Source organism: Burkholderia reimsis, assembly GCF_003294055.1.
GTDB lineage: Bacteria > Pseudomonadota > Gammaproteobacteria > Burkholderiales > Burkholderiaceae > Burkholderia > Burkholderia cepacia.
This window is the reverse complement of record NZ_QMFZ01000034.1, coordinates 71,794-83,534: the sequence shown is the minus strand read 5'-3', so window position 1 is coordinate 83,534 and position 11,741 is coordinate 71,794. Positions and strand designations below refer to the sequence as shown.

At 69.9% G+C, this 11,741-nt stretch carries 8 protein-coding genes; 4 read left to right on the top strand and 4 right to left on the bottom strand.

Annotated elements, in window-relative coordinates; all coding sequences use genetic code 11:
• Positions 1–68 precede the first annotated feature (68 nt).
• The 3 genes from DPV79_RS31245 to DPV79_RS31235 all read right to left on the bottom strand — a co-directional run bounded on the left by DPV79_RS31245 (position 69) and on the right by DPV79_RS31235 (position 3,204).
• A complete protein-coding gene (locus tag DPV79_RS31245) occupies positions 69–752 on the bottom strand; it encodes an HAD family hydrolase (RefSeq protein ID WP_113047277.1) in 684 nt (227 codons plus the stop codon).
• Between the two features lie 94 nt (positions 753–846).
• On the bottom strand, positions 847–2,256 hold the full coding sequence (gene argH / locus DPV79_RS31240) for an argininosuccinate lyase (protein ID WP_113047269.1): 1,410 nt from the start codon (positions 2,254–2,256) through the stop codon (positions 847–849).
• 138 nt (positions 2,257–2,394) lie between these two features.
• Positions 2,395–3,204 (bottom strand): helix-turn-helix transcriptional regulator, encoded by an 810-nt coding sequence (locus tag DPV79_RS31235; RefSeq protein ID WP_059531903.1) that lies wholly within the window; start codon positions 3,202–3,204, stop codon positions 2,395–2,397.
• A 218-nt stretch (positions 3,205–3,422) separates the two neighbouring features.
• On the opposite strand from DPV79_RS31235, the gene DPV79_RS31230 reads away from it, so the two are divergent.
• On the top strand, positions 3,423–4,175 hold the full coding sequence (locus tag DPV79_RS31230) for a class I SAM-dependent methyltransferase (RefSeq protein WP_027786741.1): 753 nt from the start codon (positions 3,423–3,425) through the stop codon (positions 4,173–4,175).
• 135 nt (positions 4,176–4,310) lie between these two features.
• On the opposite strand, the gene ppc is transcribed toward DPV79_RS31230, so the two are convergent.
• A complete protein-coding gene (gene ppc / locus DPV79_RS31225; protein WP_113047268.1) occupies positions 4,311–7,325 on the bottom strand; it encodes a phosphoenolpyruvate carboxylase in 3,015 nt (1,004 codons plus the stop codon).
• Between the two features lie 207 nt (positions 7,326–7,532).
• On the opposite strand from ppc, the gene hemC reads away from it, so the two are divergent.
• The 3 genes from hemC to DPV79_RS31205 are packed head-to-tail and all read left to right on the top strand — an operon-like array spanning position 7,533 to position 11,697.
• Positions 7,533–8,537 (top strand): hydroxymethylbilane synthase, encoded by a 1,005-nt coding sequence (gene hemC, locus DPV79_RS31215; protein ID WP_059816324.1) that lies wholly within the window; start codon positions 7,533–7,535, stop codon positions 8,535–8,537.
• On the top strand, positions 8,537–10,507 hold the full coding sequence (gene hemDX, locus DPV79_RS31210; RefSeq protein WP_059618841.1) for a fused uroporphyrinogen-III synthase HemD/membrane protein HemX: 1,971 nt from the start codon (positions 8,537–8,539) through the stop codon (positions 10,505–10,507). Before hemC ends, hemDX begins: the two co-directional genes overlap by 1 nt.
• Before the next feature lie 2 nt (positions 10,508–10,509).
• The gene (locus tag DPV79_RS31205; RefSeq protein WP_011352869.1) at positions 10,510–11,697 is read left to right on the top strand and encodes a heme biosynthesis protein HemY; all 1,188 of its coding nucleotides are present in this window, start codon (positions 10,510–10,512) and stop codon (positions 11,695–11,697) included.
• Positions 11,698–11,741: the final 44 nt, after the last annotated feature.

The following is an 11,741-nucleotide window of genomic DNA, read 5'->3' as shown; positions in this document are numbered from 1 at the left end:
GCCGGTTGTTCGGCGAGATGGCAAAACGGGCACCTCGGGTGCCCGTTTTGCATTGGGTGGCACGCGATCTACGCGGGCCGTCGCGTATCGTGCCCGCCGAACCACGACGGCACGAGCGCGAGCGCATCGTCGAGCGAGGCGAGCACGTGCAGGCTCAGCGCGATGATCTCGGGCGTCGGCGCCTTCAGGTCGGGCACGGTGACGACCGCGGCGCCCGCGCCGGCGGCCGACTGCGCACCGAAATCGCTGTCCTCGAACGCGACGCATGCGTGCGCCGGCACGCCGAGGCGTTCGGCCGCGAGCCGGTAGACGGCCGGGTCGGGCTTGCCGCGCGCGACTTCGTCGCCGCCCGCGATCGCGCGGAAGAACGGCAGCACGCCGACCGCGTCGAGCCGCGCGCGGATCACCTCGCTCGAGGACGACGACGCGACCGCGCACGGAATGCCGGCTTGCGCGAGCGTGTCGAGCAGCGCGAACGCGCCGGGCTTCAGCGGAAACTTCGGATGCGGTTCGGGCGCCGCGAGCTGCTCGCGCACGCGGGTGCGCACCGCGTCGAACGTGTCGGGGTTGCCGATCAGCCGCGCCAGGATCACCTGGCCTTCGGCGAACGAGCGGCCGACGATCTGCAGGTAGTCGGCGGTGGTCAGCGTGACACCGTGCGCATTCGACACGTCGATCCACGTGTTCATGATGGTCCGCTCGGAATCGACGAGCAGGCCGTCCATGTCGAAGAGCGCGGCGGAAAAGGTCATCGGCGGCATTCGGGAAGCGGGGAAGGCGATGGGCGGCGCGACGGCCGCCCGAATGAAAAACGGACGCCGATGGCGTCCGTCCGGAACAGCGGGCTTACCGGCCGAGCGCGGCGCGGGCTGCCTTGACCGCCGCACGCACCTGGTCGGGCGCGGTGCCGCCAGGGTGATTGCGGCTGGCGACCGAACCTTCGAGCGTCAGGTAGCCGAACACGTCTTCGCCGATCAGGTGCGCGACGTTCGGCAGTTCCTGCTTCATCTCGTCGAGCGTCAGGTCGGCCAGGTCGATGCCACGGTCGTCGCAGATCTTCACGGCGTGCGCGACGGCTTCGTGCGCATCGCGGAACGGCAGGCCGCGCTTCACCAGGTAGTCGGCGAGGTCGGTGGCGGTCGAGAAGCCCTGCAGGGCGGCCGCGCGCATCGCGTCCGGCTTCACGGTGATGCCGGCCACCATCTCGGCGAAGATCCGCAGCGTGTCGGCGACGGTGTCGACCGTGTCGAACAGCGGTTCCTTGTCTTCCTGGTTGTCCTTGTTGTACGCGAGCGGCTGGCCTTTCATCAGCGTCAGCAGCGCCATCAGGTGGCCGTTCACGCGGCCCGTCTTGCCGCGCGCGAGCTCGGGCACGTCCGGGTTCTTCTTCTGCGGCATGATCGAGCTGCCGGTGCAGAAGCGGTCGGCGATGTCGATGAAGCCGACGCGCGGGCTCATCCACAGCACCAGTTCTTCGGAGAAGCGCGACACGTGCGTCATCACGAGCGCGGACGCCGCGGTGAACTCGATCGCGAAGTCGCGATCCGACACCGCGTCGAGCGAGTTCGCGCAGATGCCGTCGAAGCCGAGCGTCTTCGCCACTGCATGGCGGTCGATCGGGTAGCTGGTGCCGGCGAGCGCGGCCGCGCCGAGCGGCAGGCGGTTCACGCGGGTGCGGCAGTCGCGCATGCGTTCCGCGTCGCGCGAGAACATCTCGACGTACGCGAGCAGGTGGTGGCCGAACGTGACCGGCTGTGCGACCTGCAGGTGCGTGAAGCCCGGCATGATCGTGTCGGCGTTGTGTTCCGCGAGGTCGAGCAGCGCACCGCGCAGGTCGTTCAGCAGGCCGCCGATGCGGTCGATCTCGCCGCGCAGCCACAGGCGGATGTCGGTGGCGACCTGGTCGTTGCGCGAGCGGCCCGTGTGCAGGCGCTTGCCGGCATCGCCGATCAGCGCGGTGAGGCGCGCCTCGATGTTCAGGTGGACGTCTTCCAGGTCGAGCTGCCATTCGAATTCGCCGCGCTCGATTTCACCCTTGATCTGCGCCATCCCGCGTTCGATCGCGGCCAGGTCGTCGGCGCTGATGATCTTCTGCGCGGCGAGCATGTTCGCGTGCGCGAGCGAGCCGGCGATGTCGACGAGCGCGAGGCGCTTGTCGAAAAACACCGACGACGTGTAGCGCTTGACCAGCTCCGACATCGGTTCCGAGAAGCGGGCCGACCAGGCCTCGCCCTTTTTGTGCAGTTGGGACGTCATGGCGATTCTTCGAAGGGGATGTTGGGCGGCGTGCGCCGCCGAGGGAATCCCGCGATTCTAACATTCGCGGGCCTGCCCGCCGCGGCGCGCAGCCGTTCGCGGCGGCCCGCCGGCCGTGGCCCGCGCGGGCCGGCCCGTTCAGTCGCGCACGAGCACGACCAGCTTCAGGTCTTCGCGGTGCGCGGGCTTCAGCGTGATCTGCTGGTACACGAGGCGGCCGTCGGCCGGATGGTCGAATTCGCGCAGGCCGCCTTCGCGTTCGAACACGTCCTGCGATGCCCAGTACTGCGCGAAGGCATCGCTGCCGGCGGTCAGTGCGTCGATCAGCGCACGTGTGGGCGCGTCGGTCAGGTGCCGGATCGAATCGGCGCGGAATTCGGCCGCTAGGCGCCGCGCGCGGGTTTCCCAGTCGACGATCAGCGTGCGCGCGGCCGGCGACATGAAGGTGAAGCGCAGCAGGTTGCGGTCGTGCTCGCCGTCGAGCCAGCCGGAAAAGAGCGCGGCGGCCGGTGCGTTCCACGCGAGTGCGTTCCATTGCCGGTCGAGCACGTAGGCGGGCGTCGCAATGGCCGCGACGGTCGCGGCGAGCGTCGGCGGCAGGTCGCCGCCCGCGACGTCGGGCTCGGCCGGGTCGCGCTGCGCGGCCAGCTCGAACAGGTACGCGCGCTCGGCCTTCGACAGTTGCAGCGCGACGGCGATCCGCGCGAGTGCATCGGCCGACGCGGACACGGGGCGGCCCTGTTCGATCCACGTGTACCAGGTGGGGCTGACGCCGCAGAGCTGCGCGACTTCCTCGCGCCGCAGCCCCGGCGTGCGGCGGCGCGGGCCGGGCGGCAGGCCGACGGCCTGCGGCGACAGCCGCTCGCGGTGGGCGCGGATGAATTCGCCGAGCGCACGGGCGGGCGTGGCGTCGAGCGGCGGGACGGGGGCGGAGGACGGCTGGTTCATGCGGAAACGGCGAAGTGGAAGCGGGGACGCGGCAATGATCAGACAGGTGTATCGAATACCAGAATAACTGCTTAACTTGTACTGGTACAAGCGCAGGCCTATTGTAGCGGCTCGCGCGCTGCCAGGGGAGCGGGCGTCCCACAAAACGTGTTGCATGGGGCCGGAAAGTGCACGGACGCATCCGCGCCGGCCGATTGCGCAAGAGAAAGGAGAGAACGATGAAACACCACGACCAGGTCGCCGACGCATTCGGCACGACGGCCGCCGCCTACCTGACGAGCACGGTCCACGCGACGGGCGCCGACCTGCAGACGCTCGCCGACGCGGTGCGTGCGACGCCCGATGCCGCGGTGCTCGATCTCGGCTGCGGCGCCGGCCACGCGAGCTTCGCGGTCGCGCCGCACGTGCGCGACGTGGTTGCCTACGATCTCGCCGCGCAGATGCTCGCGACGGTCGACGCCGCGGCGCGCGAGCGCGGGCTCGCGAACATCCGTACGCAGCAGGGCCCGGCCGAGAAACTGCCGTTCGAGACGGCGACGTTCGACTGGGTCGTGAGCCGGATGAGCGCGCACCACTGGCACGACATGCGCGCGGCGCTCGCCGAAGTGCGCCGCGTGCTGAAGCCGGGCGGCCGCGTGCTGATGATCGACATCGCCGGCAACGACCATCCGCTCCTCGATACGTACCTGCAGGCCGCGGAAGTGCTGCGCGACGCGTCGCACGTGCGCGACTACCGCGCGGACGAATGGCTCGCGATGTTCCGCGATGCCGGCTTCGACGCGCACGTGCACAGCCGCTGGCGGCTGCCGATCGATTTCGATACGTGGGTCGCGCGCATCCGCACGCCGGCCGACAGCGTGACCGGCATTCGTGCGCTGTGGGCGCATGCGCCCGACGAGGTGCGCGGCTATTACGCGGTGCAGCCCGACGGATCGTTCGAGCACGACGCGCTGCTGATCGACGCGCACTGAGCGTGCGGTGCGCCGGCACGGTTTCGTCGACGCCCGCGAGCATGAAAAAAGCCGCGATACACCACCGTGCATACGGTGGGTATCGCGGCTTTCACGTCGCCGGCCGGCGCGGCATCGCGCCGCGCCGCATGCGGATCAGCCCGTGTTGCGCAGGCCGGCCGCGATCCCGTTGATCGTCAGGTGAATCCCGCGGCGCAGCCGCGCGTTCGTGTCGCCCGCGCGGTGGCGCTTGATCAGCTCGACCTGCAGGTGGTTCAGCGGATCGAGATACGGGAAGCGGTTCTTGATCGAGCGTGCGAGCAGCGGGTTGGTCGCGAGGCGGCCTTCGTGCCCGGTGATTTCCGCCAGCGCCTGCGACGTGCGCTCCCATTCCGCGACGATCCGCTCGAACACGTGCTTGCGCAGCTTGCGGTCGGAGACGAGCTGCGCGTAGCGCGACGCGACCGCGAGGTCGGTCTTCGCCAGCACCATGTCCATGTTCGACATCAGGTTCGAGAAGAACGGCCAGGTCTTGTTCATCTTCTTCAGCAGCGCGACGCGCTTCGTGCGCTCGGCTTCATCCTGCGCGCCGTCGAGATATGCGCTCACCGCGCTGCCGAAGCCGTACCAGCCCGTCAGCAGCAGCCGGCACTGGCCCCACGAGAAGCCCCACGGAATCGCGCGCAGGTCCTCGATCCTGCGCTGCTTCGGATCCTGCAGCTTGCGCGAGGCCGGGCGGCTGCCGATGTTCAGCTCGGCGATCTCGGTGATCGGCGTCGACGAGAAGAAATAGTCGGTGAAGCCCGGGGTTTCGTAGACGAGCGCACGGTACGCGGCCATCGCCGAATCGGACAGCGTCTGCATCGCGGCCTCGAACGCCGGCAGCTGCGCGGGCGCGTTGTTCTGCGGCAGGAGCGTCGCCTCGAGCGTCGCGGCGACGACCGTTTCGAGGTTCCGGCGGCCGATTTCCGGGTTCGCGAACTTGCTCGCGATCACCTCGCCCTGTTCGGTCAGGCGGATCTGGCCGTTCACGGTGCCCGGCGGCTGCGACAGGATCGCCTGGTAGGTCGGGCCGCCGCCGCGGCCGACCGTGCCGCCGCGGCCGTGGAACAGCCGCAGCGTGATCTTGCGGTCGCGGAACAGGTCGACGAGCGCGAGTTCCGCGCGATACAGCTCCCAGTTCGACGTGAGGAAGCCGCCGTCCTTGTTGCTGTCCGAATAGCCGAGCATCACTTCCTGCTCGGCGCCCTGGTGCGCGACCAGCGCGTCGATGCCCGGCAGTGCGAAGTACTCGCGCATGATGCGCGCGGCGTCGCGCAGGTCGGGAATCGTCTCGAACAGCGGGATCACCATCAGGCTGTTGCGCGCGTTGCCGCCGGGCACGCCGAGCGCGCCTTCGAGCAGGCCCGTTTCCTTCTGGAGCAGCAGCACCTCGACGAGGTCGCTGACGGTTTCCGTATGCGAAATGATGTAATTGCGCACCGCGCGCGCGCCGAATTGGGCGCGCACGTCGCGCGCCTTCTCGAACACGCCGAGTTCGCTCTGGGCGAGCGCGGAGTATTCGAGGTACGGCGAGCGCAGCGGACGCGGATCGGCGAGCGCGGCGAGCAGCACGCGCAGCTTGTCTTCCTCGGCGAGCGCCGCGTAGTCGGCCTCGACGCCCGCGCGCGCGAACAGCTCGGCGACCACGGCTTCGTGGATGTCGGAGCTCTGGCGCAGGTCGATGCTCGCGAGGTGGAAGCCGAACACTTCGGCCGCGCGTACGAGCGGCGCGAGGCGCGGCGCGGCGAGCGACGTGCCGTGGTGTTCGTCGAGCGACGCGGTCAGCACCTTGAGGTCGGCGACGAACGCTTCGGAATCCGCATACGGGATCGCGCGCACGGGCGGCGCGCCGCGGCCCGCGCTGCGTACGGGCACCGTGCCTTCGCCGAGACGCACGCGCGCGCTTGCGGCGAGCCGCGTGTAGATGCCGATCAGCGCGCGACGATACGGCTCGTCGACGCGGTGCGGCGACTGGTCGGGCGACGCGGCCGCGAGCGCCTTCACGGCGTCGTTCGCGCCGACGAGCAGGTTCGACACGGACAGTTCGGCGCCGAGCTTGTGCACCTGTTCCAGATAGTGCTCGAGGATCACCGCGGCCTGGCGGTTGATCGCTTCGTCGAGCGTCGACGCGGTCACGTTCGGGTTGCCGTCGCGGTCGCCGCCGATCCAGCTGCCCATCTGGAAGAACGCGGGCACGCGCGCGGACAGGCCGTGCTCGGCGAGCGCGGCCTCGATGTCGCCGTACAGCGCCGGCAGTTCGTCGAGGAACGTCGCGCGGTAGTACGACAGCGCGTTCTCGATTTCGTCGCCGACCGTCAGGCGCGCGTCGCGCAGCATGCGGGTCTGCCACAGCGTGGTGACGCGCGCGCGCAGCATCGATTCGTTGTACTGGCGCTCGCGGCTGGTCAGCTCCTGGTCGCGCTCGGCGAGCAGGCGCGCGATGTCGTGCTGCGCATCGAGGATGCTCTTGCGCTGCACTTCGGTCGGGTGCGCGGTCAGCACCGGCACGATCAGCGCATCGTCGAAGAAGCGCTGCAGCAGTCGCTTCGACGCATTGCCGGTCGTTTTCAGTTGCTCGAGTGCGTACGCGACCGTGCCGGGCTGCGACGCGGAGCCGGCCAGCGCGTGGATGCGGCGGCGGCGGTTGTGGTGGCGGTCTTCCGCGATGTTCGCGAGGTGCGAGAAATAGCTGAACGCGCGCACGACGCTCACCGTCTGCTCCGGCGTCAGCTTGCGCAGCTTCTTCTCGAGTGTCTGCGCGGCTTCGCTGTCGTCCTCGCGGCGGAACTTGACGGCGGTCTGGCGGATCGTCTCGACGACGTCGAACACGGTGTCGCCTTCCTGCTCGCGCACGACGTCGCCGAGCAGGCGGCCGAGGAAGCGGATGTCGTCGAACAGCGGGCCGTCCTTGTCGTCGCGCGTGCGGGTGCCGGCCTTCGTCGCACCGGCCGTGCGGGCGGCCGGGCCGGCGGCCTTCGCCGTGCGTTTTGTCTGATGTATCGGGTCTTTCGGTTTCGTTGCCGTTTTCGCACGGCCGTTCGCGGCGGTGGCGACGGTGTCCGTCGAGGCGTCGGAGGAGGACAGGGCAGCATTGCGGCGCGCCGTACGCGCCGATCCGGAAGACTTCACGATGGGTTTCCTTGGGAAAGCTCGAGTCAAAAGGAACTGCGGAAACTGCGAAACTGCGGTCAAGCAACCAGCTACGTGCGGCACATCCGCACATCGGCGCCGCGACCCGCCCGGCGGCAGGCCGGACGCAGGCTCCGGGCCCGGGCGGGCGGGGGCGTGCGTGCTACCATTGTTCGATCTTCAATCCCGTCCTTCGATGTTCCAGCAATGAATTCCGAGACTCCTGCGGCCGGGCCGCAACAGGCACAGCCGCCCGCGACGTTGACGATTGCTTCGCGCGAGAGCCGCCTGGCGATGTGGCAAGCCGAACATGTGCGTGATGCGCTGCGCAAATTATATCCAGCTTGTGACGTGAAAATCCTCGGAATGACGACACGCGGCGACCAGATTCTCGATCGCACGCTGTCGAAGGTCGGCGGCAAGGGCCTGTTCGTGAAGGAACTGGAGGCCGCGCTGGCCGACGGCCGCGCCGATCTCGCCGTGCATTCGCTGAAGGACGTGCCGATGGCGCTGCCGGAAGGCTTCTCGCTTGCCGCGATCATGGAGCGCGAGGACCCGCGCGATGCCTTCGTGTCGAACGACTACGCGTCGCTCGACGCGCTGCCTACCGGTGCCGTGGTCGGCACGTCGAGCCTGCGCCGCGAGGCGATGCTGCGCTCGCGCTACCCGCACCTGGACGTGCTGCCGCTGCGCGGCAACCTCGACACGCGCCTGTCGAAGCTCGATCGCGGCGATTACGCGGCGATCATCCTGGCGGCCGCCGGCCTGAAGCGCCTCGGCCTGGAGGCGCGGATCCGCGCGCTGCTCGACGTCGATGCGAGCCCGCCCGCCGCGGGCCAGGGCGCGCTCGGCATCGAGATCGCGTCGCACCGCGACGATGTCGCCGCGTGGCTCGCACCGCTGCATGACCCGCAGACCGCGCTTGCGGTCGAGGCCGAGCGGATGGTGTCGCGCGCGCTCGGCGGCAGCTGCGAGGTGCCGCTCGCCGCGCATGCGGTGTGGCGCGCGGGCGAGCTGTACCTGACGGGCCGCGTGTCGACGACCGACGGCAAGCGCGTGCTGACCGCCGAGGCGTGCGGGGCCGTCATGAGCGTCGCCGATGCGCTCGCGCTCGGCCGCGCCGTGTCCGACGAACTCGAGGCGCAAGGCGCGCTCGAGATCGTCCAGGCGCTGCTCGCGGGCTCGCAGGCCGCCGGCAAGGGCGACGCCTGATGGCGGGCGGCGCGCGCGCGTTCACCGCTGTCCTGACGCGCCCGGACGGCCAGTCCGGCGCGCTCGCGTCGCAACTGGCCGAGGCCGGTTGCGACGTGCTCGAATTCCCGCTGATCGATATTGCGCCCGTCGACGATCCGGCGCCGCTCGACGCCGCGTTCGCGGCGCTCGCGGATTACGCGCTGGTGATTTTCGTGTCGCCGAACGCGATCGACCGCGCGCTCGCGCAGTACGGCGCGATCTGGCCGAATGCGCTGCCGGTCGGCGTGGTCGGGCCCGGCAGCGTGGCGGCGCTCGAGCGTCACGGCATCGCGGCGCCCGCGCATCGGGTGATCGCGCCGCAGGCGCCGGCCGACGGCGGCGTACCCCATTACGATTCGGAAAGCCTGTTCGCGCGCATCGAGGCCGAATTCGGCGGCGCGCCCGCGCTGGCGGGCAAGCGCGTGCTGATCGTACGCGGCGACGGCGGGCGCGAATGGCTCGCCGACCGGCTGCGCGAGGCCGGCGCGGACGTCACGCTCGTCGCCGCGTACCGGCGCGTCGTGCCCGAGCCGCGCGTCGGCGCGTGGGAGCGCGTGCATGCGCTGCTCGACGGCGAACCGCATGCGTGGCTCGTCACGAGCTCGGAAGGCGTGCGCAACCTGCACGAACTCGCGCGGGCGCATCTGAACGATGCCGAGATCGCCGCGCTGAAGCATGCGCCGCTCGTCACGCCGCATCCGCGCATCGAGCAGACCGCGCGCGCATTGGGTTTTGATAGGATTACGCTGACCGGCGCGGGCGATGAGCGCATCGTCCGCGCGTTTCGAACGATGGCCGACGAGGCCGTCCAACCGGCGACAGCCGCACCGGTGACTAAACGCATGACAGATACCAACGATTCCAAAAGCGTCGCTTCCCAGCCGGCCGCTGCATCCGCACCGCCGTCCCGTCCCGCCTATATGGCGTCCGAACCGCCCGCGCGCCGCGGCGGCAGCGCGGTGCTGTGGTTCGTCGTCGTCGTGCTCGGCTGCGCGGCGGGCGTCGGCGGCTACGCGCTGAACCGCAAGATCGACCGGCTCGACGGCACGTTCGTCGCGCGCCAGAAGGCGCTCGACGCACAGACGGCCGAAACGCGGATGAAGACCGAGCAGGCGCTGGCGAGCACGCACCAGGTCGACACGCAGCTCGCGCAGCTCGACGGCAAGCTCGCCGACGCGCAGAGCGCGCAGCAGGCGCTGCAGCAGCAATACCAGGACCTGTCGCGCAACCGCGATGCGTGGATGCTCGAGGAAGTCGACCAGATGCTGTCGAGCGCGAGCCAGCAGCTTCAGCTGACCGGCAACACGCAGCTCGCGCTGATCGCGCTGCAGAATGCCGACGCGCGCCTCGCCACCTCGCAGAGCGCGCAGGCCGTCACGGTGCGCAAGGCGCTCGCGCTGGACATCGAGAAGCTGAAGGCCGCACCGGCGGCCGACCTCACGGGCCTCGCGATCAAGCTCGACGACGCGATCGCGAAGATCGACGCGCTGCCGCTGTCCGGCGAGGCGATCGTCCCGCACGAAGCGCCGAAAGCCGCGCCGGCCGATGCCGCATCGTCGGCCGTGGCCGGCGAGCCGCGCTGGAAGGTGTGGTGGCACGACTTCTCGGCCGGCCTCGGCCAGCAGTTGAAGGGGCTCGTGCAGGTGCGCCGGATCGACAATGCGGACGCGATGCTCGCGTCGCCCGACCAGGGCTACTTCGTGCGCGAGAACGTGAAGCTGCGCCTGCTGACCGCGCGCCTGTCGCTGCTCGCGCGCAACGACGGCGCGATGAAGGCCGACCTGCACGCCGCGCAGGCGTCGCTCGGGAAGTATTTCGACCAGGCATCGAAGGACACGCAGACCGTCGAGGATCTGCTCAAGCAGGTTGACGGCGCATCGCTGACGGTCGCGGTGCCGAACCTGAACACGAGCCTGAACGCCGTTCAGCAGTTCAAGAGCCGGGGGTAACGATGACGCTTCGAGGAATCGTCTGGCTCGCGGTCCTGTTCGCGATCGCCGCTGCGCTCGCCACCGTCGGCCGTTTCGACGCGGGGCAGGTGCTGCTCGTCTATCCGCCGTACCGGATCGACGTGTCGCTGAACCTGTTCGTGATCGCCATCGTCGTGCTGTTCATCGTCGTGTATGCGCTGCTGCGCATCGTGCGCAACATCTGGCGCATGCCGCAGCGGGTCGCCGCGTATCGTGCGCGTTCGCGCAACGAGAAGGCGCAGGCATCGCTGCGCGACGCGATCGCGAACCTGTACGCGGGCCGCTTCTCGCGCGCGGAGAAGGCCGCGCGTGAAGCGCTGTCGGTCGACGCGAACCAGGGCGCGGCGAGTCTCGTCGCGGCGACTGCCGCGCACCGGATGCACGAGTACACGCGTCGCGACGACTGGCTGTCGAAGGTCGACGCACCCGAATGGCAGGACGCACGGCTGCTCGCCGCGGCCGACATGCGCGCGGATGCGCGCGATGCCGACGGCGCGCTCGCCGCGCTGGCCGACCTGCAGGCGGGCGGCAAGCGTATCCATGCGCAGCAGGTTGCGCTGCGCGCGCAGCAGCAGTTGAAGAACTGGGCCGAGGTGCTGAAGCTTGCGAAGGCGCTCGAGAAGCGCGAGGCACTGCATCCGGCCGCGGCCGTGCGGCTGCGCCAGCAGGCTGCGGAAAACCTGCTGCGCGAACGCCGGCACGACCCGGACGCGCTGCTCGAGGTGTGGCAGTCGCTGTCGCCGGTCGAGCGCCAGTCGCCGCGTCTCGCCGATCTCGCGGCCGATCTTCTCGTTCCGCTCGAGCGCCGCAACGAAGCGCGTCGCATCGTCGAGGACGCGCTTGCCCACAACTGGGATGCGCGCCTGCTGCGCCGTTACCCGGATACGGCCGGCGCCGATGCGCTGCCGTTGATCCAGAAGGCCGAAGGGTGGAAGAAGGATCACCCGGAGGATGCCGACCTGCTGTTCGCGCTCGGCCGCCTGTGCCAGCAGCAGCAGCTGTGGGGCAAGGCGCAGTCGTTCCTCGAATCGGCGCTGAAGCTCGCCGACAACGAGGCGCTGAAGGTGCGTGCGCATCGTGCGCTCGCGCGCCTGTTCGAGCATCTCGGCGAAACCGACAAGGCCGCGAAGCACTACCGCGAAAGCGCGCTCGCGATCACCGTGGTCTGACGCGGGCGGCGTGGCCGCCTGCCGCAGGCGGCCCGCGCAACCCG